This is a genomic window from Pseudomonas sp. HP_12, from assembly GCF_055283955.1.
Map to the genome: position 1 here is coordinate 193,418 of NZ_JBTOQG010000034.1, position 23,566 is coordinate 216,983.

Below are 23,566 nucleotides of genomic sequence, written 5' to 3' on the forward strand. Positions count from 1 at the left end.
CGAAAGCGGGTGAGTTTGGCATATAACGCGCATCCCACGAAAGACTAGAGAAGCAGACGCCGTGGTGTCCGTGCGCCGGAGTCTTCGCTATAATCCGCGACCTGCTCAAGCCACAGGCTTGCCGATCGCTGTTTCAGCCGCCTTTATAGCGTCGCTATTATTAGTAGCCATCCTTTAAAGCGCAGGCGTCGCGATGTCGGCAGCCGACTGAAAAGGCCGCTACGGGCCGGGCCGCATCAATCGGGGTTCAGCACGAACCCAAAGGATCACGCATGTTTGAAAATCTGACAGATCGTCTCTCGCAGACGCTGCGCCAGGTCACTGGCAAGGCCAAGCTGACCGAGGACAACATCAAGGACACACTGCGTGAAGTGCGTATGGCGCTGCTTGAAGCCGACGTCGCCTTGCCGGTTGTCAAAGACTTCGTCAATCGCATCAAGGAGCGCGCCGTCGGCACCGAGGTGTCGCGCAGCCTGACGCCGGGCCAGGCGTTCGTGAAGATCGTCCAGGCCGAGCTGGAAGAGATGATGGGGGCGGCCAACGAAGAGCTGACCCTCAACGTCACGCCGCCGGCGGTCATTCTGATGGCCGGTCTGCAAGGTGCGGGCAAGACCACCACTGCCGGCAAGCTCGCCCGATTTCTGAAAGAACGCAAAAAGAAAACCGTGATGCTGGTGTCGGCGGACGTTTACCGTCCCGCCGCGATCAAGCAGCTTGAAACCCTGGCCAACGACATCGGCGTGACGTTCTTCCCGTCCGACATCAGCCAGAAGCCGGTCGACATCGCCGAAGCGGCTATTAAAGAAGCCAAGCTCAAGTTCATCGATGTCGTGATCCTCGACACCGCCGGTCGTCTGCACATCGACGCGGAAATGATGGGCGAGATCCAGGCGCTGCACGCGGCGGTCAAGCCGGCCGAGACGCTGTTCGTGGTCGACGCCATGACCGGCCAGGATGCCGCCAACACCGCCAAGGCCTTCGGTGACGCGCTGCCGCTGACCGGCGTGATCCTGACCAAGGTCGACGGTGACGCCCGTGGCGGTGCTGCGCTGTCGGTGCGCGCCATCACCGGCAAGCCGATCAAGTTCATCGGTATGGGCGAGAAGAGCGAGGCGCTGGAGCCGTTCCATCCCGACCGTATCGCATCGCGCATCCTGGGCATGGGCGACGTGCTCAGTCTGATCGAGCAGGCCGAACAGACCCTCGACAAGGACAAGGCCGACAAACTGGCCAAGAAGCTGAAGAAGGGCAAGGGCTTCGACCTCGAAGACTTCCGCGATCAGTTGCAACAGATGAAGAACATGGGCGGCCTGGGCGGGCTCATGGACAAACTGCCAAGCATCGGCGGCGTTAATCTGTCGCAGATGGGCAACGCGCAAAGTGCCGCCGAGAAGCAGTTCAAGCAGATGGAAGCCATCATCAACTCGATGACCCCGGCCGAGCGTCGCGACCCTGAGTTGATCAGCGGTTCACGCAAACGCCGTATCGCCATGGGTTCCGGCACCCAGGTGCAGGACATCGGTCGTCTGATCAAGCAGCACAAACAGATGCAGAAGATGATGAAAAAGTTTTCGACCAAGGGCGGCATGGCCAAGATGATGCGCGGCATGGGCGGAATGCTGCCCGGCGGCGGCGGTATGCCCAAAATGTAAATTGCATCGCGCGGGCGTTATTCCCGCGCGTTCTTCATTGGGGCAACCGTCCCGGTGGCCTGCTCAGGCAGGCACTCACTGCCGTCATCCCTGACGGCTCCATGGCAGATCTAGGTGGCCCGACGGCGTACGCCGGAAAAAGTCATTTGCAAAAATCCGGATATTCCTTAGAATATGCGGCCTTTCGGGCACCCATGCCCGCTGTGCATCTTAGATTTGCAGCACCGACTACAGGAAAATTGTTCAATGCTAACAATCCGTCTTGCCCTTGGCGGCTCTAAAAAGCGCCCGTTCTACCACCTGACTGTCACCGACAGCCGCAACCCACGTGACGGTTCCCACAAGGAACAAATCGGTTTCTTCAACCCGGTTGCCCGTGGTCAGGAAATCCGTCTGTCCGTGAACCAAGAGCGTCTGGCCTACTGGCTGAGCGTTGGTGCACAACCTTCTGAGCGTGTTGCTTCGCTGTTGAAGGAATCTGCTAAGGCTGCGGCCTGAGCAATATGAACGCGACGCCAGCTTCCGCCGACGATCTGATCGTCATCGGCAAGATTTACTCGGTACACGGCGTTCGCGGCGAAGTGAAGGTGTATTCCTTTACTGATCCAACCGAAAACCTGTTGCAGTACAAAACCTGGACGCTCAAGCGCGAAGGCAATGTGAAACAGGTCGAGCTGGTCAGTGGACGCGGGAACGACAAGTTCCTGGTCGCCAAGCTCAAGGGTCTTGATGATCGTGAAGAAGCTCGTCTTCTGGCCGGTTACGAGATCTGCGTGCCACGCAACCTGTTCCCTGAATTGACCGACGGCGAGTACTACTGGTACCAGCTTGAAGGTCTGAAGGTCATTGACGGTCTTGGGCAATTGCTCGGGAAGGTCGATCATCTTCTGGAAACCGGCGCCAACGATGTAATGGTGGTCAAACCCTGCGCAGGCAGTCTGGACGATCGCGAACGCCTTTTGCCCTATACGGAGCAATGCGTGTTGGCAGTTGATCTGGTTGCAGGCGAGATGAAGGTGGAATGGGACGCGGATTTCTAAGCAATGGCCAGCCTGCGCATAGAAGTCATCACGCTGTTTCCCGAGATGTTTTCCGCCATCAGCGAATACGGCATTACCAGCCGTGCGGTGAAACAGGAGCTGTTGCAGCTCACCTGTTGGAATCCGCGGGATTACACCACTGATCGACATCACACTGTGGACGATCGCCCGTTTGGCGGTGGCCCTGGCATGGTGATGAAGATCAAGCCCCTCGAAGATGCTCTGGTTCAGGCCAGGCAGGCGGCGGGGGATGCGGCGAAGGTAATTTACCTGTCGCCACAAGGCCGCAAGCTGGATCAGTCTGCGGTACGCGAACTGGCGCAGGAAGAAGCACTTATCCTGATTGCCGGTCGTTACGAAGGCGTCGACGAGCGTTTCATTGAAGCTCATGTCGATGAAGAGTGGTCGATTGGCGACTATGTGTTATCTGGCGGTGAGCTGCCGGCCATGGTCCTGATAGATGCGGTTACGCGACTGCTGCCTGGAGCTTTAGGGCATGTAGATTCCGCGGAGGAAGATTCCTTCACGGATGGTCTGCTGGATTGCCCGCACTACACCCGACCGGAGGTGTATGCGGATCAGCGTGTTCCCGACGTATTGCTTAGTGGCAATCACGCACACATCCGGCGTTGGCGTTTACAGCAGTCCCTTGGGCGGACCTATGAACGACGCGCCGATCTTCTGGAAAGCCGCTCGCTTTCTGGAGAAGAGAAGAAGCTGCTGGCGGAATACCTCCGCGAGCGGGACGATAGTTAACGTATCGATGGTAAATCAGACCGGTTTACCTTAGGAGCACAGCATGACTAACAAAATCATCCTTGCACTCGAAGCAGAGCAGATGACCAAAGAGATCCCTCCCTTTGCCCCGGGCGACACCATTGTCGTTCAGGTGAAAGTGAAGGAAGGCGACCGCGCTCGTCTGCAGGCGTTCGAAGGCGTTGTTATCGCCAAGCGTAACCGTGGTGTGAACAGTGCTTTCACTGTTCGTAAAATCTCCAACGGTGTTGGCGTTGAACGTACTTTCCAGACCTACAGCCCGCAAATCGACAGCATGGCTGTGAAACGTCGCGGCGACGTTCGCAAGGCCAAGCTGTACTACCTGCGTGACCTGTCCGGTAAAGCAGCTCGCATCAAGGAAAAACTGGTTTAATCCCAGTCTTCCCATGCGAATGAAGAAGCAGCCTACGGGCTGCTTTTTTGCTTTCTGGCATTTGGTTTTGTCCCGCCTGTGCAGGTATGAAAAACTGCCCCCCCCCCGCTTTTCACCACACAAGTCAGAACCCATGCCCGCCATAGACCATCCCATGATCGACCGCTTTCTCGACGCCCTGTGGCTTGAGAAAGGGCTTTCGGACAACACGCGCGATGCCTATCGCAGCGACCTCGCGCTGTTCAACGGTTGGTTGCAGGAAAAAGGCGTGGACCTGATGAGTGTCAGTCGCGAAGCGATTCTCGACCACCTGGGGTGGCGGGTCGACAACGGCTACAAGCCCCGCTCCACGGCGCGCCTGCTTTCCGGCGTGCGCGGCTTCTATCGTTACTTGCTTAGAGAAAAGCTGATCGCGGTCGACCCGACGTTGCAGGTCGACATGCCGCAGCTGGGTAAGCCACTGCCCAAATCCTTGTCCGAAGCCGATGTCGAAGCGTTGCTCGCCGCGCCCGACCTGAGCGACGCCATTGGTCAACGCGACCGGGCCATGCTTGAAGTGCTCTATGCCTGCGGCCTGCGCGTGACCGAGCTGATCAGCCTGACGCTTGAGCAGGTCAACTTGCGCCAGGGCGTGTTGCGCATCATGGGCAAGGGCAGCAAGGAACGTCTGGTGCCCATGGGGGAGGAGGCCATCGTCTGGGTCGAGCGTTACATGCGCGATGCTCGCCACGAATTGCTCAACGGTCGGCCCAGCGACGTGCTGTTTCCCAGCCAGCGCGGTGAACAGATGACCCGCCAGACCTTCTGGCACCGCATCAAGCACCAGGCCAAAGTCGCCGGCATCGGCAAATCGCTGTCGCCCCATACTCTGCGTCACGCCTTCGCCACCCACCTGCTCAACCACGGTGCCGACTTGCGCGTCGTGCAGATGCTCCTCGGCCACAGCGACCTATCGACCACGCAGATCTACACCCACGTCGCCCGCGCGCGGTTGCAGGAAATGCACACGAAGCACCATCCTAGGGGATAGAGGACTTCAGTAATTTACGATGTGTCGTACATCAGCGGGCGTCGGCCTCGCGAGCCTTATGTGATAGGCTTTGCCGGTTTCGCAGATCAAGGCCCTGAAAACATCCCGGTGCTTTTCCGCCACCCGTTTTCAGCCCGGCCCGTCTGCTCACCGCTCGAGGAGTTTTCATGCGCGTCACTCGTTTTCTCGGTGCTGCCGTTGTAGCGCTGGCCAGCTCTTTCAGCCTGTTTGCCCACGCCGACGAGGCGTCCGATGAAGCCATTCGCAAGACCCTGGAATCGCTGAATCTGGAGATTCCCGTCGAGAGCATTTCCAGCAGTCCGTTGAACGGCCTCTACGAAGTGAATCTAAAGGGCGGTCGCGTTCTGTACGCCAGCGCCGACGGTCAGTTCGTCATGCAGGGCAACCTGTACCAGATGCAGGCCGGCAAGCCGGTTAACCTGACCGAGAAGGTCGAGCGTCAGGCGATTTCCAAGACCATTAATGGCATTCCTGCCGCTGAAATGGTCGTCTATCCAGCCGTGGGCGAGACCAAATCCCACATCACGGTGTTCACCGACACCACTTGCCCGTACTGCCACAAACTGCACGCCGAAGTGCCGGAGCTGAACAAGCGCGGCATCGAAGTGCGTTATGTGGCGTTCCCGCGTCAGGGTCTGGGCTCGCCGGGTGACGAACAACTTCAGGCCGTCTGGTGCTCCAAGGACCGCCGCGGTGCAATGGACCGCATGGTCGATGGCAAGAATATCCAGGCGCCCAAGTGCGACAACCCGGTCACCAAGCAGTTTGAAATCGGCCAGTCCATCGGCGTGAACGGCACACCGGCCATCGTGTTGGCCGACGGTCAGCTGATTCCGGGCTACCAGCCGGCGCCACAAGTGGCCAAACTCGCGCTGAGTGCCAAGTAATTTCGTTTATCGCAGCCTCCTGCGGTAAACATTGAAGCGGCCTGTCCGTAGCGCTTCATCAATAGCGAGCCGTGCTGAATGCGGCTGATTCCACGGCCGGCCTCGCGTCGGCCGTTTTATGGGGAGTTCATAGTGAAACCGGTCAAAGTAGGCATCTGTGGGCTGGGTACTGTCGGTGGCGGTACCTTCAATGTGCTAAAGCGTAACGCCGAGGAAATTGCCCGCCGTGCCGGGCGTGGAATCGAAGTGGCGCAGATTGCCATGCGTACACCAAACCCCAATTGCCAGATTACCGGTACCCCGACCACGACCGACGTGTTCGACGTGGCAAGCAACCCTGAAATCGACATCGTCATCGAGCTGATCGGTGGCTACACCATCGCCCGCGAGCTGGTGCTCAAGGCCATCGAAAACGGCAAGCACGTGGTCACCGCCAACAAGGCGCTGATCGCCGTGCACGGCAACGAGATTTTCGCCAAGGCCCGTGAGAAGGGCGTCATCGTGGCTTTCGAAGCGGCGGTGGCGGGCGGTATCCCGGTGATCAAGGCCATTCGTGAAGGCCTGTCGGCCAACCGCATCAACTGGGTCGCCGGCATCATCAACGGCACTGGCAACTTCATCCTCACCGAGATGCGTGAAAAGGGCCGTACCTTCCCGGACGTCCTCGCTGAAGCGCAGGCGCTGGGCTATGCAGAAGCCGATCCGACCTTCGACGTCGAAGGCATCGACGCGGCGCACAAGCTGACCATTCTGGCGTCCATCGCCTTTGGCATCCCGCTGCAGTTCGACAAAGCCTACACCGAAGGCATCACCAAGCTGACCACCGCCGACGTGAATTACGCCGAAGCGCTGGGCTACCGCATCAAGCACCTGGGCGTCGCCCGCAGCACGCCGAGCGGTATCGAACTGCGCGTCCACCCGACCCTGATCCCGGCGGACCGTCTGATCGCCAACGTCAATGGCGTGATGAACGCCGTGATGGTCAACGGCGACGCCGCCGGCTCGACATTGTTCTACGGCGCAGGTGCCGGCATGGAGCCGACCGCTTCATCCGTCGTGGCGGATCTGGTCGATGTGGTCCGTGCCCTGACCACCGACCCTGAAAACCGCGTTCCGCATCTGGCCTTTCAGCCCGATTCGCTGTCCGCTCACCCGATCCTGCCGATCGACGCGTGTGAAAGCGCGTACTACCTGCGCATCCAGGCCAAGGATCATCCCGGCGTGCTGGCCCAGGTGGCAAGCATTCTGTCCGAGCGCGGCATCAACATCGAATCGATCATGCAGAAAGAAGTCGAAGAACATGACGGCCTGGTGCCGATGATTCTGCTGACCCACCGCGTGGTCGAGAAACGCATGAACGATGCGATCGAAGCGCTGGAAGCGCTGGAAGACGTTGCCGGACCGGTTGTGCGCATCCGCGTCGAGCATCTGAACTGAGACGAGCCGCAAGCGTTAAGCGGCAAGCTGCAAGTAACAGCAAACTTATATCGCGGTGAGCTTCGGGCTCCGGGCTGCAGGTCAAAGACAAAGCGTTTTGACTTGCAGCTGGCCTCTTTGAGCTTGCCGCCCAAACCGAAGGTTTGAAAAATGCGCTATATCAGTACCCGCGGCCAGGCACCGGCCCTGAATTTCGAAGATGTGCTGCTGACCGGTCTGGCAAGCGATGGCGGTCTGTATGTGCCGGAAAACCTGCCGCGCTTTACGCAGGAAGAGATTGCGTCCTGGGCCGGCCTGCCTTACCACGAGCTGGCTTTTCGCGTGATGCGTCCGTTCGTGACGGGCAGCATCCCCGACGCGGATTTCAAGAAGATTCTCGAAGAAACCTACGGCGTGTTTTCCCACGCTGCGGTTGCGCCGCTGCGTCAGCTGAACGGCAACGAGTGGGTATTGGAGCTGTTTCACGGGCCGACCCTGGCGTTCAAGGATTTCGCCCTGCAACTGCTGGGTCGTCTGCTGGATTATGTGCTCGAGAAGCGCGGCGAACGCGTGGTCATCATCGGCGCCACCTCGGGTGACACCGGCTCGGCCGCCATCGAAGGCTGCCGTCGTTGCGATAACGTCGACATCTTCATCCTGCACCCGAACAACCGCGTGTCCGATGTTCAGCGCCGCCAGATGACCACCATCTTCGGCGAGAACATCCATAACATCGCGATCGAAGGCAACTTCGACGACTGCCAGGAAATGGTCAAGAACAGCTTCGCCGACCAGAGCTTCCTCAAGGGCACGCGTCTGGTCGCGGTGAACTCGATCAACTGGGCGCGGATCATGGCCCAGATCGTTTACTACTTCCACGCGGCGCTGCAGTTGGGCGGCCCGGCGCGTTCGGTGGCGTTCTCTGTGCCCACCGGCAACTTCGGCGACATCTTCGCCGGTTACCTCGCTCGCAACATGGGCTTGCCGATCAGCCAGCTGGTGGTTGCCACCAACCGCAACGACATCCTGCACCGCTTCATGAGCGGCAATCAGTACGTCAAGGAAACCCTGCACGCCACGTTGTCGCCGTCGATGGACATCATGGTGTCGTCCAACTTCGAGCGTCTGCTGTTCGACATGCACGGTCGCAACGGCGGGGCGATTGCCGAGCTCATGGCCAACTTCAGGCAGGGCGGCGGTTTCAGCGTTCAGGAAGAGCGCTGGACCGAGACCCGCAAGCTGTTTGATTCGCTGGCGGTCAGTGACGAAGACACCTGCAAGACCATCGCTGAAGTGTTCGCCAGCACCGGCGAGCTGCTCGATCCGCACACCGCGATCGGCGTGAAAGCCGCGCGGGACTGCCGCCGCAGCCTGGACACGCCAATGGTGATCCTGGGAACGGCGCATCCGGTCAAGTTCCCGGACGCCGTGCTGAAAGCCGGTGTAGGAAAAGCGCTTGAGCTGCCTGCACATTTGTCTGATTTGTTCGAGCGAGACGAGCGCTGCACTGTTCTGCCAAATGACCTCAAAGCCATGCAGGCCTTTGTCAGCCAGCACGGTAATCGTGGCAAACCTCTCTGACCGTATCGCCGTGTAACAACTAAGGCCCGCCTCGCAGCGGGCCTTGTTTTTTCTGCGTGCCACACTTCCGAAGAATTTTCTTTTTTCGGTATATGCCCGTGGTTGTTAAACATTTTTACTCAGCGGCATTTAGCAGCCGCATCCCGAATCTCCAACCGGCGCTGTGGGCGTTGCTGATGCTCGTGTGCGTCTGCAGTCGCGCAGGCCATGCAGCTGAAAACTTGCGGTTCGGCCTGAGCGCGCCCGTCGTGGCGCAACAGCCGCTTGTTCTTGACGAGGCGGACCGCCAGTGGCTGAACGCACGGAAAGTGTTGAGAGTCGGCATTTCCGTTGCTGATCATGAGCCCATCGACATCACCACCGACCATAATCGCTATCAAGGCATCAGCGCGGATTACCTGAGCCTGATCAGTGGGCAGCTTTCCATGCCCGTGCAGATACGCGGGTTCGCAAAGCGCGCGCAGGCGGTCAAGGCATTGCTGGCCGGAGAAATCGACTTGCTGACCAGCGCCAGCGGTTTCGAGCGAGAAACGTCCGGACTGGCATTCAGCCGGGACTACATTCCTGACCGAACAGTGGTGTTCGGCAGGGGCAACAACGCTGACCTGCACCCTTCGCTGAGAGGAAAGCGCGTGTTGCTGCTGGACGGTTATGCGGACGACGCGCAGGTTCAGCGGCTCTACCCGGACAGTGAGATTGTCGTCGCGCCCACGCTGTACAGCGCGATGGAGGCACTGGCGAACGACTCCGCCGACGCCTTCATTGCCAATGAGCTGACGGTGCAGTCTTACAGCCTGTTGCGGCCTTACCTCGGTTTACAGACCAAGTTCGACAGCCTGCTGCCATCCACAGGCTTTTCATTTGCCTTCCGAGAGCAAGACTCGACGCTGCGGGCGCTCTTCGACCGAGCGCTGGAAGGCGTGGACGACGCTGTCATCCGTGAAATCCAGGGGCGCTGGACCCTCGGGTTGGGCGCCGATCTTGCCCGACGGCAGGTGAACATCAACGCGGTCGAACGGCGGTGGATTCGCAGACATCCGCAGGTCATCGTCGCGTCCACCCAGCACCCTCCCTACGTCTATAAGGATGATCAAGGTCGCTGGGTGGGTTTGAACGTGGAGGTGCTCGCGCGTATTTCGCGTATGACCGGTCTGCAGTTCGTGTATCAGGAGTCGGCCTCGACCGAAGATCTGCTGGAGACGTTGACGGACGGCAGTGCACACATGAACACCACGCTGGCCGAAAACCCGGAACGCCAAAGGCTGTTGAATTTCACCTACGCATTTGGCGGCAACAACTGGGTCTTTCTCGTGCACGCTGACAGCGACCCGTCCTTCCAGCTGTCGGACATGACCGGCAAGGTGCTGGCGCTTCCCGCACGACACGCGTTGCTCGGGTTCATTCAGCAACGCTATCCGCATATCCAGCTCAAGCTTGTGGCGACGTATGAGGATGCCCGCCGACTGGTGGAGAAGGGCGACGCCGACGCGACCATCCAGAACGAGGCAGGCGCGTGGCTGTATCCATTGGGCGAGCTGAAGGTCGGACGCAGCGTCGAGGGCATGTGGTCGCCGGACAAATTTTCGGTCGTCAGAAGCCAGCCCGAATTGCTCGGCATACTCAACAAGGCCCTGGAGGAATTCCCGGTGGCTGAAATGCGTGCGATCCGCCTGAAATGGCTCGGCGCGGCGAATCCTCACCCCTCGGTCTGGAACCGCATTCCCGCCTGGATATACTGGCTCACTGGCGCTTCCTTACTGCTGGGGCTGGTGTCACTGGCGTGGAGCAGCCGCCTGAAGTTTCAGATTCACCAGCGGCAGCGCGCCGAGGCGCAACTGGGTGATCAGCTTGCCTTCAAGCGGATACTGCTCGACGGCATCCCCAATCCGATTTACGTGCGTGATCTTCACGGCCGTCTTGTCGCCTGCAACCGCAGTTATGAGGAAATTTTCGGCATCAGTTACGAGCAATTGCAGGGTCGTCGCCTGATCGATGTTGACCTCATTCCCGGCGACCTCGCCCAGCAGATGCACGCTGACTACATGAAAATGCTGGAGACGCGGGAGCGTGTGTTTACCGAGCGGGTACTGCGGCTGGACGGACGCCAGATCGACGTCTCGGAATGGACGGCCCCCTACCACCGCGCGGACGGTCAGTTACAGGGCTTGCTCGGCGGATGGATGGACATCAGCGAACGCAAGCGTCTGGAAGGTGAGTTGCACGATGCCCGTCTAGCGGCCGAGCAGGCGGCAGGCCAGTTGAAGGCGTTGCTCGACGACCTGGAGCAGGCGAAGACGTCAGGGGCGTGAATTCTGCCTGTCACATTCGGCAGGCATGCTCCGGAATCAAACTGCGGCAGGCAGTGCGCATGTGTCAACTCGCCACAGTGCGCAGAACTTTCCACTGCTGCCAATGGTCATTGGTTAGCACCTTTGCATTCAAATTGTTGAGTGGTGATCCGGATGGAAAATATCAGCTTGCTACTGAGCGAAGCGCTGTCCCCTTATCAGGTGAGCATTGGCCCTGCCGGTATTCTGGGCGAGCGTCTGGTGACGCTGAAAAATCCAGCGGGTGCGATAGTGATCGAGCGTGTTTTTTCTGCGTCGCAACTGGGCGACAAGCGCCAGCTGACTGACGTGGTAGATGGTCTTCACCGTGATTTGATGGTGGCAGAAGGGCGCATCGAGCCTTGTGTCATCTCAGCCATGCGCAATGTGTCCCAGTCCGCTGCTTACGCTGCAGCTCGACCTTTCGTCTGAGCTGCGGGGAACCTTCTCGATTCAGTAGGCTCCTATCAGTTACGGCAGGCGCAGGCATTGTGCTCCGATGTTCATGCTGCCTGCCGTACGGGTCCAAGATGGACCACGGTTGACCCCGAGTAGTCTCCCCGCTGCTCGGGGTTTCTTTTGTCTCAAATTCGGCTTTTCGCTCCAGGCCGCGGGTCTATGCCGGGTCAGTTCGGCGGCTCCTCAAAGAATGTCTGGGCGTCGCGCAGATAATCCTCCTTCTTGACCATCCACTCCGCGTAAAACCCGATCAGCCGCGTGACCCGCAGCACACGCATTTCCCGGTTGATGATCTCCATCGCCGCGCGTCCCTTCTCGGTCTTCGAACAGGCAATGTGAGCAAACTGGTATTTGGGCACGCCCTTGACCGGGAGAAATTCCAGCGCATCCAGTGGAATGCCTTGTTGCTGAGCGTGAAATCGGGCTTCCGGCCAGTAACTGATAATCGCTTGAAAGCGATCCAGCCGTTCCATTTCCAGCATGCTGCCCACCGCTGTATTGCCGTAGTGCAGGATCAGACGTTTGGGGCGAGTGGTCTCGCGCAACACTTTATCGATGACCGGGCCGTAGCTGCGTTCGCCGACGATGCCGACGTCAACGCTGTCGCTGGCCAGCAGGGCGGCGAGGTCGAGGCGGCCGTCGGCGTCGATGTAAGGTGCGAACAGCGCGTGGCGGCTGCGCTCGATCGTCACGCCATTACTGGGCGTGGCATACGAGGGGATGGAAAACAACATGGTTTTGTCGCGCTCGGGCGTCCACAGCAGGGTCGGGTCGCAGGCGAACACGTCGGGGTCATTGAGCATCTGCGTTCCGCGCGCGCGATTGACGTGCATGATCTGGTGATCGTATTCCGGCATCCGGGCGGTCAGCTCAGGGATCAGCTTGTCGATGGCGCCCTGGCCCGCCAACGGCCCGGAAAATATAGTCAGCGGCGGGAAGTCGCGCAGCAGCCAGATCAGCGTTTCACGTGCCGACGCGGTACCGGGCAGGCTCGTGAGCAGAGCAGCGAGCAGCACGGCGCGCATTCGGGAACCGGTGACATGCATGGAAGCGTTGACCCTCATCGACAGCGTCTCGCAGCAAGGAATCGGTGATGTGCCTCATTTATTTAACACATGTCATGGGGGCATGAGTAACGCCTCGCGAACGTTGTGCCCCAGCTCCGATCTGAAGGGCGAGCCGCATCGCTCATCGAGTTCGGTCGTTCAACGGGGCTGCATCGGGTAGACTTGCCGCCTTTCCCGTCTCTACTAGAAGCCCGTTCATGGCCCAGCCGTCCACGACCTACAAGTTCGAACTCAATCTCACCGACCTTGATCGCGGGGTCTACGAAACCGTCAAGCAGACCATCGCCCGTCACCCTTCGGAGACCGAAGAGCGTATGACCGTGCGCCTGCTGGCCTACGCCTTCTGGTACAACGAGCATCTGTCGTTTGGCCGTGGTCTGTCGGACGTCGACGAACCTGCGTTGTGGGAAAAGAGCCTGGACGATCGCGTGCTGCACTGGATCGAAGTGGGCCAGCCCGACGCTGACCGCCTGACGTGGTGCTCGCGCCGCACCGAACGCACCAGCCTGCTGGCCTATGGCAGTCTGCGGGTGTGGGAAGGCAAGGTCATACCGGCGATCAAGACGCTGAAGAACGTCAATATCGCCTCGGTCCCCCAGGAGGCACTGGAAATCCTCGCCAAGGACATGCCCCGAGTGATCAAGTGGGACGTGATGATCAGCGAAGGCACGATCTTCGTCACCGATGATCGCGGCCAGCACGAAGTGCAACTGCAGTGGCTGGCAGGCGAGCGGGGCTGATTCAGTCCTGCATTGCGACGCTACAACAGCGGCATCGCGGTGACATCGCTACACCCAACCGGCCCCAACGAGAACACCAGCGGAACCCGAATGCGCATCGAACCACGCGAGTTACCTGACACCCTGCCTTTTCTCGGCGATCTGCCGCCTTTGCTCACCCGGTTATACGCAGCGCGCGGTGTGGCCTCGGAGGAAGAGCTCGACAAGGGCCTCGCCCGGCTGATTCCCTACCAACAGCTCAAGGGCATCGAGGCCGCCGTCGATTTGCTGGTGACTGCATTGCAGCAGCGTCAGCGTATCCTCATCGTCGGCGACTTCGATGCCGATGGCGCGACGGCCAGTACGGTGGGTGTATTAGGTCTGCGTCTGCTCGGTGCGGCGCATGTGGACTATCTGGTGCCGAACCGTTTCGAATTCGGCTACGGCCTGACACCGGAAATCGTCCAGGTCGCCCTTGAGCGCCAGCCTGATTTGCTGATGACCGTGGACAACGGCATTTCCAGCGTTGAAGGCGTCGCAGCAGCGAAGGCGGCGGGCTTGCAGGTATTGGTCACCGATCACCACTTGCCCGGCCACGAATTGCCGGCGGCCGATGCCATCGTCAACCCGAACCAGCCCGGCTGCACCTTCCCGAGCAAGTCGCTGGCCGGTGTTGGCGTGATTTTTTATGTGTTGATGGCCTTGCGCGCACGACTGCGGGACATCGGCTGGTTCGAGGGCCGCGCTCAACCCAATCTGGGCGAGTTGCTGGATCTGGTGGCATTGGGCAGCGTCGCCGACGTCGTGCCGCTGGACGCCAACAACCGGATTCTGGTGCACCAAGGGCTGATGCGCATCCGCGCCGGTCGTGCCCGTCCGGGGTTGCGCGCCATTCTCGAGGTCGCCCGTCGCGAGGCCTCGCGCATCACCTCCACCGACCTGGGGTTCATCATCGGCCCGCGCCTGAACGCGGCCGGGCGCCTGGATGACATGAGCCTGGGCATCGAATGCCTGCTCTGCGATGACGAGACCGAGGCGCGGGAAATGGCCGTGCGTCTGGACGAGCTCAATCAGGACCGCAAATCCATCGAGCAGGGCATGCAGCGCGAGGCGCTCGCCCAGCTCAAGGACCTGCCGCTGGAGTCGATGCCGTTTGGTCTGTGTCTGTTCGAACCCGAATGGCACCAGGGCGTGATCGGCATTCTGGCCTCGCGTTTGAAAGAGCGTTATCACCGCCCGACCATTGCCTTCGCCAGCGCAGGCGAGGGTGTGCTGAAGGGGTCGGCGCGTTCGGTGCCGGGCTTTCACATCCGCGACGCGCTCGATGCCGTGGCGGCTAAACATCCGGAGCTGATCAGCAAGTTCGGCGGTCATGCGATGGCGGCCGGGCTGTCGCTGCCGGAAGGCAACTTCCCGGCATTCGCCGAGGCCTTCGATGCTGAAGTGCGCCGCCAGCTCAAGGAAGAAGACCTGACCGGCCGGCTGCTGTCCGACGGCACACTGGCCGTCGAAGAGTTTCACCTGGAACTGGCCCGTGCGCTGCGCAACGCCGGCCCGTGGGGGCAACACTTTCCCGAGCCGTTGTTCCATGGCGTGTTTCAGCTGGTGGAGCAGCGAGTGGTCGGCGAGCGCCATCTGAAGATGGTACTCAAGACCGAATGCGGCAGCGTCAAGCTCGAAGGCATCGCCTTCAGCGTTGATCGCGACGTATGGCCCAACCCGACCGTGCGCTGGGTCGAGCTGGCGTACAAGCTGGACCTGAACGAATTCCGCGGCAACGAAACCGTGCAACTGATGGTGGTTCACCTCTCGCCACGCTGAACTGCGATCAACTTGCGGTGTGGCCACTGACGCCTTCCCGGCTAAAGCCAGTCCTACAGGTGTACGCGTTGTTTCAGGATGTCTGGCTTCAGGAGGGAAATGAGTGAACCCTCACTTCGCTCGGGTTGTCGACTAGGCTCAAGGTTCGCAACGTATGGAACCTGCCACACGACCTGAGAGGTGCCCATGAGCCTGCTGCTTGAACCCTACACCCTTCGCCAACTGACCTTGCGCAATCGCATTGTGGTTTCGCCGATGTGTCAGTACAGCTGCGCCGACGGCCTGGCCAATGACTGGCATCTGGTCCATCTGGGCAGTCGCGCGGTCGGCGGCGCCGGGCTGATTTTCACCGAAGCGGCGGCGGTAACCCAGGACGGGCGCATCACCCCGGAAGACCTCGGCCTTTGGAACGACGAGCAAATCGAGCCGCTCCAGCGCATCACTCGATTCATCAACGCCCAAGGCGCGGTGGCCGGCATTCAGCTGTCCCATGCAGGACGCAAAGCCAGTACATGGCGGCCGTGGGTGAGCCAGAGCGGCGCCATCCCTGCCGACCAAGGCGGCTGGGCGACCTGGGGCCCCTCGAAGATCGCTTTCGACCCGACCTACACCGTGCCTACGGCGCTGGATGAGGCCCAGATTCAGGACATCATCAGGGCCTTCGTCGATGCTGCCAAACGTGCTTTGACCGCAGGTTTCAAAGTGGTCGAAATCCACGCTGCCCACGGTTATCTGCTGCATCAGTTCCTGTCGCCGCTGAGCAACCAGCGTCAGGATCAATACGGTGGCTCGTTCGAAAACCGCATCCGCCTGACCCTCGAAATCACCAAGGCCGTGCGTGAAGTCTGGCCCGCAGACCTGCCGTTGTTCGTGCGCGTCTCGGCCACCGACTGGGTGGAAGGCGGCTGGAACGCGGACGAAACCGTCGAGCTGGGCAAACGCTTGAAAGAGCTGAGCGTCGACCTGGTTGATGTGTCTTCCGGCGGCACTGCGGCCAAAGCCGAGATTCCGGTGGGCCCGGGCTATCAAACCGAATTCGCCGCTCGAGTGCGCAGCGAATCCGGCATTGCCACCGGCACCGTGGGCATGATCACCGAACCCACCCAGGCCGACACCATTCTGCGGACGGGCCAGGCTGATCTGATCTTCCTCGCCCGCGAACTGCTGCGCGATCCGTACTGGCCGCTGCGTGCCGATGAACATCTGGGCGGACGCCAGGCCACATGGCCCGCGCAATACCAGCGGGCAACGCACCGCGACCAGCCGATTCATGAGTCGGATTTACGGGATTGATCACACCGCCGAATAGCTGATCTGCACTGCTCCAGCATCTTTTGCTCTGTGATGCTGGTTCTACTGGAGAAGATCCATGTGGGAGCGCCACCCCGGTCACTCCCACACTTGTCCTGCGTCGGCCTCCGGAATGAAGATAGCCGCTCACTTCCCCCCACTCCCCGCCACGCTTTCCCCGCCCCGCGTCAGGTAGTACGCGCCGAGGATCGGCAGCATGGTTACTATCATCACGAGCAGCGCCACGACATTGGTTACCGGCACGTCCCGTGGGCGGCTGAGTTGGTTGAGCAGCCAGATGGGCAATGTGCGCTCATGCCCGGCGGTGAAGGTGGTGACGATGATTTCGTCGAACGACAGGGCAAACGCCAGCATGCCGCCGGCCAGCAGCGCCGAGCCCAGGTTGGGCATGATGATGTAGCGGAAGGTCTGCCAGCCATCGGCGCCGAGGTCCATCGAGGCTTCGATCAGGCTGTGGGACGTGCGGCGCAGGCGGGCGATAACGTTGTTGTAGACGATCACCACGCAGAAGGTCGCGTGGCCGACGATGATGGTGAACATGCCCGGCTCGATCCCCAGGGTCTTGAACGCCGACAACAAGGCCAGACCGGTGATGATGCCGGGCAGGGCGATGGGCAGAATCAGCATCAGCGAAATGCCGTCCTTGCCGAAGAAGTCCCGCCTGTACAACGCTGCCGAGGCCAGCGTCCCGAGCACCAGTGCGATCAGCGTGGCGACGCAGGCGATTTGCAGCGAAAGCTTGATCGACTCCAGCACGTCAGGCCTCGCGAACGCCACGCCGATCCACTTCAGGGTGAAGCCTTTCGGCGGGAAGCTGAAGGCGGCGTCTTCGGTGTTGAAGGCGTAGACGAAGATGATCAGGATCGGAAAGTGCAGAAACACCAGACCGCCCCAGGCTGAGATCTTTAGGCCCCACGACGCTTTTTCAGAGTGCATCGAAAGCCCCCAGTCGTTTGACGATGGCCAGATAAACCGCGATCAGCACGATCGGCACCAGCGTGAATGCCGCCGCCATGGGCATATTGCCGATGGCGCCTTGCTGGGCGTAGACCATGCTGCCGATGAAGTAGCCCGGCGGGCCGATCAGTTGCGGCACGATGAAATCCCCCAGCGTCAGCGAAAACGTGAAGATCGAGCCCGCTGCAATGCCCGGCACCGACAGCGGCAGAATCACCTGCATGAACGTCTGCCGGGGCGTGGCGCCCAGGTCGGCGGAGGCGTGCAGCAGTGAGGGCGGCAAGCGCTCGAGGGAGGCCTGAATCGGCAGGATCATGAACGGCAGCCAGATGTAGACGAACACCATGAATCGCCCCAGGTGGGAGGTCGACAAGGTGCTGCCACCGATGCCAGGCACGCTCAACAGCCCCTGCAACACCGGCGCCAATCCCAGATGCTGAACGAACCATTGCGCGACGCCGCCCTTGGCCAGCAGCAGCGTCCACGCGTAGGCCTTGACGATGTAACTGGCCCACATCGGCATCATCACCGCGATGTAAAAGAACGCCTTGGTTTTGCCGGTGGTGTAGCGCGCCATGTAATACGCGATGGGGAAGGCGATGATGGCGCTGGCGATGGACACTGCGACCGCCATGGTCAGGGTGCGGCGGATGACGTCGAAGTTGGCCGGGTTGAACAGCGCGCCGAAGTTCGCCAGGGTCAGGTCCGGCGTCACGGTCATGCTGAAGTCGTCGAAGGTGTAGAAGCCCTGCCACAACAGGCCCAGCAGCGAGCCGAGGTAAATCGCGCCGAACCACAGCAGCGGCGGGATCAGCAGCAGCGCCAGGTACAGATTCTGGCGGCGATAGAGCAGGTTGGAAAAGCGTCGGAGTGGCGATTGCCGTTGCATCGGTGCGGAGCCAGTGAACGTCTGACCCATCTCAAGGCGCCTCGCCCGTCGCGATTTCTGGCGACTCACGTGGCGCGTCATGTAGCGCAACCATCGCTTCCCGCGCCCAGCATGCCGTCAGGCGTTGCCCCGGCTGATAGCGCGCCCCGGTGTCCAGCCATTGGCTATTGGCCTGGCTGACAGTGAGCGTCTGGCCGTTGTCCAGTTTGACCTCGTAGCGGGTGGCACTGCCCTGATATTGAATGTCGTGCAGCACGCCGCTGAGCTGAATGTCGTGCGTCGCAGTGCCGCTCTCGGCAAAACGGATGTGCTCGGGCCGAATCGAAAAAGTGCCCGGGCTGCCGCTCAACGCTTGGGCCAGTTCGCCGCGCACGACGTTGGAGGTGCCCACGAATTCCGCCACAAAGGTCGTGGCCGGTTTCATGTACAGATTGCGCGGCGTATCGACCTGCTCGATACGGCCTTTGTTGAACACCGCGACCCGGTCCGACATCGACAGCGCTTCGGTCTGGTCGTGGGTGACGAAGATGAAGGTGATGCCCAGCTGGCGCTGCAGTTTCTTCAGCTCGCTCTGCATCTGTTCGCGCAGCTTCAGGTCGAGGGCGCCGAGGGGCTCGTCGAGCAGCAGCACCCGCGGCCGATTGACCAGTGCACGCGCCAGGGCCACACGCTGGCGCTGTCCGCCGGACAGTTGCACAGGTTTGCGCGCGCCATAGCCGTCGAGCGCCACCATGTTCAGGGCCTCGTCGGCTAGCTTGATCCGCTCGGCCTTGCCGACGCCTTTGACTTTCAGGCCATAGGCAACGTTGTCCCGCACGTTCATGTGCGGAAACAGCGCGTAGTCCTGAAACACCGTGTTGACGTCACGCTGGTACGGCGGCAGGCCGGCGGCTTCCTGGCCATGAATGCAAATCGAGCCGGCGCTGGGTTGCTCGAAGCCTGCGATCAGGCGCAGGCAGGTGGTCTTGCCGGAGCCTGAAGGGCCAAGCATGGAAAAGAACTCGCCGTCCTCAATGTCGATGGACACCCGGTCCACGGCTTTCACCTCGCCGAACAGCCGCGAGACCTGGGTGAACTGGACAGCGTGGGTCATGGCTTAACGCCCGCCCATGATCGCAATGTAATCCTGCGTCCAGCGGCTGTACGGCACGTATTTGCCGCCCTCGGCCTGGGGTGTTTTCCAGAAGGCGATCTTGTCGAACAGGTCAAACCCGTTGGTCTCGCAACCCTCGGCGCCGAGCAGCTCGTTGCCCTTGCACGCGTCAGGCACCACCGGCAGGGAGCCGAACCAGGCCGCAACGTCGCCCTGAACTTTCGGTTGCAGCGACCAGTTCATCCATTTGTAGGCGCAGTTGGGGTGTTTGGCCTCGGCGTGCAACATCGTCGTGTCGGCCCAGCCGGTGGCGCCTTCCTGGGGGATGGTTGAAGCAACGGGCTGCTTGTCGGCGACCAGCCCATTGACCATGTAACCCCACGAACTCGACGCTGCCACACCTTCGTTTTTCACGTCGCTCATCTGCACCGTCGCGTCGTGCCAGTAGCGGTGAATCAGCGGCTGCTGAGCGCGAAGCAGGTCGAGCACGGCCTTGTACTGGGTCTCGGTGAGCTGGTAAGGGTCGACGATGTTCAGTTCCGGTTTGGCGGTCTTCAAATACAGCGCGGCGTCGGCGATGTAGATCGGCCCGTCATAGGCCTGGACCCGGCCCTTGTTCGGTTTGCCGTCGGGCAAATCCTGCGGCTCGAACACCACGCTCCAGCTGACCGGCGGCGTCTTGAACACGTTGGTGTTGTACATCAGAACGTTCGGGCCCCATTGGTACGGCGTGCCGTACGTTTTGTTCTCGACCGTGTACCAGGGGCCGTCTTTCAGGCGCGGGTCGAGGGTCTTCCAGTTCGGGATCAGCGTGGGGTCGATGGGCTGCACACGCTTGCCGGCGATCAGTCGCAACGACGCATCGCCCGACGCGGTGACCAGATCATAGCCGCCCTTGGTCATCAGGCTGACCATCTCGTCGGAGGTTGCGGCGGTCTTGACGTTGACCTTGCAGCCGGTTTCCTGCTCGAAGCCGGTCACCCAGTCGTAGGCCTTGTCGCTTTCGCCGCGTTCGATGTAGCCCGGCCACGCCACGATATCCAGTTGCCCCTCGCCATCGCCCACCGCCGTGAGTGCTTCAGCGGCCTGCACCGCGCCGCTGGTGAATAGGGCGGTGATCACGGCGCTCAGAATCGCAGTCTTGTGCACGGGCATGGTGGGTTTGCCTCATGGTGGTTGTTTGGGCAGAGATCGGTGGTGCAGAGCGTAGTGCCCCGTTCGAGCCTCGACAAACTTGGCGCAGCAAATACCGAGCCCATTCGTGCAGGGCGGATGCGGTTGAGCGAAAACCATCCGGCCTCTGGACGCTCAGTCGCCGCAACATTCAGAAGCAAACCCGCCCGGCGCGCGTCGGTGCCTTCGCCTTAACCTGCGGGTCGAATCGTCTGTCCCCCTTCTGAAGGTGAAGTCATGAACACGCGCGGTTTACTCGATCAACTGTTGAAATCCGGCCAGGACCTGCTGCAAAACAAGGCCGGCGCTCACGACAAGAGCGGCAAAAGCGGGCAAAACGGGCAGGGCGGTCTTGGCGATCTGCTCGGCAAAGTCGGTGGCAGCGGCCTGGGCGGCAAGCTGGGCGGGAGCCTTGGCGGGCTGCTCTCCGGGGCCGGTGGCGGCGCGTTGGCAGCGGGCGCGATGGGCTTGCTGATGGGCAACAAAGGCGCACGCAAAATGGGCGGCAAAGCGCTGACCTACGGCGGGCTCGCAGCGTTGGGCGTGTTGGCGTACAAGGCCTACGGAAACTGGCAGGCGAGTCAGGGTGTGGCGCAACCGGTTGAGCCGCAAACCGTGGACCGCGTGCCGCCGGCCCAGGTCGAGCAGCACAGCGAGGCCATCCTGCGGGCGCTGGTGGCAGCGGCCAAGGCCGACGGCCACGTTGACGACCGTGAACGCGAACTCATCGAAGGCGAGTTCACCCGCATCACCGGCGACAACGAACTGCAGCAATGGCTGCACGCTGAACTGAACAAGCCGCTGGACCCGGCCGATGTCGCCCGCGCGGCGCACACCCCGGAAATCGCCGCCGAAATGTACCTGGCCAGCGTGATGATGGTCGACGAAGAACACTTCATGGAGCGCGCTTACCTGGACGAACTCGCCAAGCAGCTGAAGCTCGATCCCGCCCTCAAGACCGAGCTTGAGCACCAGGTGCGTCAGGCGCAGCCTTAAACCGTCAGCCTGTCCAGCGACCCGCCCTGGATACACCATCCGACACCCGCAAACCTGCCGGGTCAGGCCCAACAACCGTTGGTACCTGACCCGCATTTCTCTCCCGTGCGCTGAACGTCCGCTGCAGACATCCGCCAACAACGTACTCGTACCATCAAGCAACGTCACATCAAGCCGATAGCGTGTAAGACACTTCCGATCTGGCTGTGTGATATGGCGTTTTCCTTGTCGGAAACAGCCCGTTTATTGGGAAGTCACTAGGCTATACTCCCGCTCGCTTTGGACCGTCCGTCGGTCCGCTTCTTGAACCCGGTCATGCCGGCGTTGAACCCTTGAGGGCTGACTGTGAAGAACTGGACGTTGCGTCAACGGATTTTGGCGAGCTTCGCTGTCATCATCGCCATCATGCTGTTGATGGTGATCGTGTCGTTCAATCGCCTGCTGGTGATCGAGAGCAGCGGCGATGCCGTACGACTGGACGCGCTGCCCGGCGTTTTCTACAGCAGCACCGTGCGCGGCGCCTGGGTCGAAAGCTACGTAGCCACCCAGCATTTGCTCAGTGAAGGCGCCGGTCGCGACCTCACCAGCGCTGAAGAAGACCAGTACAAAGAATTCGAAGACCGCCTGCAGGCGCAGATCGTCAATTACCAGAAAAGCATCTTCGACGAATCGGATCGCAACGACTTCGCCCAGTTTCTGCAACTGCGCGAGCGCTACCAGTTGGTGCTGAACGGTGTGCTCGCGGCTTATCAGGGCGACAACTACGCGCTGGCCCAACGGATTTTCGCCGAGCAACTCACCCCCACGTGGTTTGAGGGTCGCAAACAGCTGAACGCACTCGGCGCCAAGAACAAGGTGGTCGCCGACAAGGCGTCCGACGCCATTCAAGCCGCCGTCTCCAGCGCCAAAATCACCCTCGGCATTTCGTTGATCATTGCCTTGCTGGCGGCCGCCGCGTGCGGCCTGTTGCTGATGCGCGCGATTCTGGCGCCGATGAATCGCATCGTGCAGATTCTCGAGACCATGCGCACCGGCGACCTGAGCACGCGGCTGGCGCTGGATCGCAACGATGAATTCGGATCAGTGCAGACTGGCTTCAACGACATGGTCGCCGAACTTGCGGCATTGGTGTCCCAGGCCCAGCGCTCGTCGATTCAGGTGACCACGTCGGTGACCGAGATTGCTGCCACCTCCAAGCAGCAACAGGCGACGGCCACAGAGACCGCGGCGACCACCACGGAAATCGGCGCCACGTCGCGGGAAATTGCCGCAACGTCCCGGGATCTGGTGCGCACCATGACCGAAGTAACCTCAGCGGCGGATCAGGCTTCGGTCCTGGCGGGCTCCGGTCAGCAAGGCCTGGCGCGCATGGAAGAAACCATGCACTCGGTCATGGGCGCGGCCGATCTGGTCAACTCCAAGCTGGCGATCCTCAATGAGAAGGCCGGCAACATCAATCAGGTCGTGGTGACCATCGTCAAAGTCGCCGACCAGACCAACCTGCTGTCACTCAACGCCGCCATCGAAGCGGAAAAAGCCGGCGAATACGGCCGTGGTTTCGCCGTGGTCGCCACCGAAGTCCGGCGTCTGGCCGACCAGACCGCCGTGGCCACCTACGACATCGAGCAGATGGTTCGCGAGATTCAGTCGGCGGTGTCGGCGGGCGTCATGGGCATGGACAAGTTCTCCGAAGAAGTGCGTCGCGGCATGTACGAAGTGACCCAGGTCGGCGAGCAGCTTTCGCAGATCATCCATCAAGTGCAGGCCCTGGCGCCGCGTGTGTTGATGGTCAACGAAGGCATGCAGGCTCAGGCCACTGGCGCCGAACAGATCAACCAGGCGCTGGTGCAGTTGGGTGATGCCAGCAGCCAGACCGTCGAATCCCTGCGTCAGGCCAGCTTCGCCATCGACGAGCTCAGCCAGGTGGCGGTGGGGCTGCGTAGCGGCGTTTCGCGTTTCAAGGTCTGAGTCAGGCCC

General features: G+C 61.0%; 20 protein-coding genes and 1 pseudogene. 16 read left to right on the forward strand and 5 right to left on the reverse strand.

The features are described from left to right. Positions 1-272: 272 nt before the first annotated feature. From ffh to ACYASU_RS19530, 11 genes and pseudogenes are all read left to right on the forward strand, one after another. Positions 273-1,652, forward strand: coding sequence for a signal recognition particle protein (ffh, locus tag ACYASU_RS19480; protein ID WP_122535068.1), 1,380 nt, complete (start codon positions 273-275; stop codon positions 1,650-1,652). Between the two features lie 246 nt (positions 1,653-1,898). Beyond that, the gene (rpsP, locus tag ACYASU_RS19485; protein ID WP_037012442.1) at positions 1,899-2,150 is read left to right on the forward strand and encodes a 30S ribosomal protein S16; all 252 of its coding nucleotides are present in this window, start codon (positions 1,899-1,901) and stop codon (positions 2,148-2,150) included. Positions 2,151-2,155: 5 nt separating this feature from the next. Then, entirely contained in the window at positions 2,156-2,692 is a 537-nt protein-coding gene (gene rimM / locus ACYASU_RS19490; protein ID WP_037012440.1) for a ribosome maturation factor RimM, read from the forward strand. A gap of 3 nt (positions 2,693-2,695) precedes the next feature. After that, the gene (trmD, locus tag ACYASU_RS19495; protein ID WP_192170770.1) at positions 2,696-3,448 is read left to right on the forward strand and encodes a tRNA (guanosine(37)-N1)-methyltransferase TrmD; all 753 of its coding nucleotides are present in this window, start codon (positions 2,696-2,698) and stop codon (positions 3,446-3,448) included. A 43-nt stretch (positions 3,449-3,491) separates the two neighbouring features. Next, entirely contained in the window at positions 3,492-3,842 is a 351-nt protein-coding gene (rplS, locus tag ACYASU_RS19500) for a 50S ribosomal protein L19 (RefSeq protein ID WP_037012438.1), read from the forward strand. 133 nt (positions 3,843-3,975) lie between these two features. Beyond that, positions 3,976-4,872 carry a site-specific tyrosine recombinase XerD gene (xerD, locus tag ACYASU_RS19505; RefSeq protein ID WP_108120893.1) on the forward strand — a complete coding sequence of 299 codons (897 nt, stop codon included), beginning with the start codon at positions 3,976-3,978 and terminating at the stop codon, positions 4,870-4,872. A 167-nt stretch (positions 4,873-5,039) separates the two neighbouring features. Beyond that, positions 5,040-5,780, forward strand: a complete 741-nt coding sequence (dsbC, locus tag ACYASU_RS19510; protein WP_463583744.1) for a bifunctional protein-disulfide isomerase/oxidoreductase DsbC — start codon at positions 5,040-5,042, stop codon at positions 5,778-5,780. 132 nt (positions 5,781-5,912) lie between these two features. After that, the gene (locus ACYASU_RS19515; protein ID WP_108120894.1) at positions 5,913-7,217 is read left to right on the forward strand and encodes a homoserine dehydrogenase; all 1,305 of its coding nucleotides are present in this window, start codon (positions 5,913-5,915) and stop codon (positions 7,215-7,217) included. A 150-nt stretch (positions 7,218-7,367) separates the two neighbouring features. Continuing rightward, positions 7,368-8,777: a threonine synthase gene (gene thrC, locus ACYASU_RS19520; protein ID WP_192170776.1), complete on the forward strand. Its 1,410-nt coding sequence runs from the start codon at positions 7,368-7,370 to the stop codon at positions 8,775-8,777. Positions 8,778-8,953: 176 nt separating this feature from the next. Next, positions 8,954-11,020: pseudogene (locus tag ACYASU_RS19525) on the forward strand (transporter substrate-binding domain-containing protein); the annotation flags it as partial. A 219-nt stretch (positions 11,021-11,239) separates the two neighbouring features. Next, positions 11,240-11,536: a DUF3509 domain-containing protein gene (locus tag ACYASU_RS19530; protein WP_463583745.1), complete on the forward strand. Its 297-nt coding sequence runs from the start codon at positions 11,240-11,242 to the stop codon at positions 11,534-11,536. A gap of 194 nt (positions 11,537-11,730) precedes the next feature. Here ACYASU_RS19530 and ACYASU_RS19535 read toward each other — a convergent pair whose 3' ends face one another. After that, on the reverse strand, positions 11,731-12,576 hold the full coding sequence (locus tag ACYASU_RS19535) for a TIGR02285 family protein (RefSeq protein ID WP_463583819.1): 846 nt from the start codon (positions 12,574-12,576) through the stop codon (positions 11,731-11,733). Positions 12,577-12,827: 251 nt separating this feature from the next. Here ACYASU_RS19535 and ACYASU_RS19540 point away from each other — a divergent pair, with 251 nt between their 5' ends. The 3 genes from ACYASU_RS19540 (at position 12,828) to ACYASU_RS19550 (ending at position 16,463) form a co-directional block, all read left to right on the forward strand. Continuing rightward, positions 12,828-13,370: a YaeQ family protein gene (locus tag ACYASU_RS19540; protein WP_192170779.1), complete on the forward strand. Its 543-nt coding sequence runs from the start codon at positions 12,828-12,830 to the stop codon at positions 13,368-13,370. A gap of 90 nt (positions 13,371-13,460) precedes the next feature. Next, positions 13,461-15,170 carry a single-stranded-DNA-specific exonuclease RecJ gene (gene recJ / locus ACYASU_RS19545; protein WP_282373304.1) on the forward strand — a complete coding sequence of 570 codons (1,710 nt, stop codon included), beginning with the start codon at positions 13,461-13,463 and terminating at the stop codon, positions 15,168-15,170. 186 nt (positions 15,171-15,356) lie between these two features. Beyond that, positions 15,357-16,463: an NADH:flavin oxidoreductase/NADH oxidase gene (locus tag ACYASU_RS19550; RefSeq protein WP_463583746.1), complete on the forward strand. Its 1,107-nt coding sequence runs from the start codon at positions 15,357-15,359 to the stop codon at positions 16,461-16,463. A gap of 144 nt (positions 16,464-16,607) precedes the next feature. On the opposite strand, the gene ACYASU_RS19555 is transcribed toward ACYASU_RS19550, so the two are convergent. Genes ACYASU_RS19555 through ydcS form a run of 4 tightly spaced genes read right to left on the reverse strand, consistent with a single transcriptional unit; the run spans position 16,608 to position 20,575 of the window. After that, a complete protein-coding gene (locus ACYASU_RS19555; protein ID WP_463583747.1) occupies positions 16,608-17,417 on the reverse strand; it encodes an ABC transporter permease in 810 nt (269 codons plus the stop codon). After that, positions 17,407-18,327, reverse strand: a complete 921-nt coding sequence (locus tag ACYASU_RS19560; protein WP_463583820.1) for an ABC transporter permease — start codon at positions 18,325-18,327, stop codon at positions 17,407-17,409. The genes ACYASU_RS19555 and ACYASU_RS19560 overlap by 11 nt, the downstream gene beginning before the upstream one ends. A 31-nt stretch (positions 18,328-18,358) precedes the next feature. After that, positions 18,359-19,420, reverse strand: coding sequence for an ABC transporter ATP-binding protein (locus ACYASU_RS19565; protein ID WP_463583748.1), 1,062 nt, complete (start codon positions 19,418-19,420; stop codon positions 18,359-18,361). Positions 19,421-19,423: 3 nt separating this feature from the next. Beyond that, positions 19,424-20,575: a putative ABC transporter substrate-binding protein YdcS gene (gene ydcS / locus ACYASU_RS19570; RefSeq protein WP_463583749.1), complete on the reverse strand. Its 1,152-nt coding sequence runs from the start codon at positions 20,573-20,575 to the stop codon at positions 19,424-19,426. Positions 20,576-20,830: 255 nt separating this feature from the next. Between ydcS and ACYASU_RS19575 the strand changes: the two genes are divergently transcribed. Both ACYASU_RS19575 and ACYASU_RS19580 read left to right on the forward strand, forming a co-directional pair. Further along, complete coding sequence (locus ACYASU_RS19575; protein WP_463583750.1) at positions 20,831-21,589, forward strand: tellurite resistance TerB family protein; 759 nt, start codon at positions 20,831-20,833, stop codon at positions 21,587-21,589. 405 nt (positions 21,590-21,994) lie between these two features. Then, the gene (locus tag ACYASU_RS19580; RefSeq protein WP_244655837.1) at positions 21,995-23,557 is read left to right on the forward strand and encodes a methyl-accepting chemotaxis protein; all 1,563 of its coding nucleotides are present in this window, start codon (positions 21,995-21,997) and stop codon (positions 23,555-23,557) included. Positions 23,558-23,566: the final 9 nt, after the last annotated feature.

Coding starts and splice junctions, on each gene's coding strand:
- ffh (WP_122535068.1), top strand. CDS start 273: ATGTTTGAAAATCTGACAGATCGTCTCTCGCAGACGCTGCGCCAGGTC.
- rpsP (WP_037012442.1), top strand. CDS start 1,899: ATGCTAACAATCCGTCTTGCCCTTGGCGGCTCTAAAAAGCGCCCGTTC.
- rimM (WP_037012440.1), top strand. CDS start 2,156: ATGAACGCGACGCCAGCTTCCGCCGACGATCTGATCGTCATCGGCAAG.
- trmD (WP_192170770.1), top strand. CDS start 2,696: ATGGCCAGCCTGCGCATAGAAGTCATCACGCTGTTTCCCGAGATGTTT.
- rplS (WP_037012438.1), top strand. CDS start 3,492: ATGACTAACAAAATCATCCTTGCACTCGAAGCAGAGCAGATGACCAAA.
- xerD (WP_108120893.1), top strand. CDS start 3,976: ATGCCCGCCATAGACCATCCCATGATCGACCGCTTTCTCGACGCCCTG.
- dsbC (WP_463583744.1), top strand. CDS start 5,040: ATGCGCGTCACTCGTTTTCTCGGTGCTGCCGTTGTAGCGCTGGCCAGC.
- thrC (WP_192170776.1), top strand. CDS start 7,368: ATGCGCTATATCAGTACCCGCGGCCAGGCACCGGCCCTGAATTTCGAA.
- ACYASU_RS19530 (WP_463583745.1), top strand. CDS start 11,240: ATGGAAAATATCAGCTTGCTACTGAGCGAAGCGCTGTCCCCTTATCAG.
- ACYASU_RS19540 (WP_192170779.1), top strand. CDS start 12,828: ATGGCCCAGCCGTCCACGACCTACAAGTTCGAACTCAATCTCACCGAC.
- recJ (WP_282373304.1), top strand. CDS start 13,461: ATGCGCATCGAACCACGCGAGTTACCTGACACCCTGCCTTTTCTCGGC.
- ACYASU_RS19550 (WP_463583746.1), top strand. CDS start 15,357: ATGAGCCTGCTGCTTGAACCCTACACCCTTCGCCAACTGACCTTGCGC.
- ACYASU_RS19555 (WP_463583747.1), bottom strand. CDS start 17,417: ATGCACTCTGAAAAAGCGTCGTGGGGCCTAAAGATCTCAGCCTGGGGC.
- ACYASU_RS19560 (WP_463583820.1), bottom strand. CDS start 18,327: ATGCAACGGCAATCGCCACTCCGACGCTTTTCCAACCTGCTCTATCGC.
- ACYASU_RS19565 (WP_463583748.1), bottom strand. CDS start 19,420: ATGACCCACGCTGTCCAGTTCACCCAGGTCTCGCGGCTGTTCGGCGAG.
- ydcS (WP_463583749.1), bottom strand. CDS start 20,575: ATGCCCGTGCACAAGACTGCGATTCTGAGCGCCGTGATCACCGCCCTA.
- ACYASU_RS19575 (WP_463583750.1), top strand. CDS start 20,831: ATGAACACGCGCGGTTTACTCGATCAACTGTTGAAATCCGGCCAGGAC.
- ACYASU_RS19580 (WP_244655837.1), top strand. CDS start 21,995: ATGCTGTTGATGGTGATCGTGTCGTTCAATCGCCTGCTGGTGATCGAG.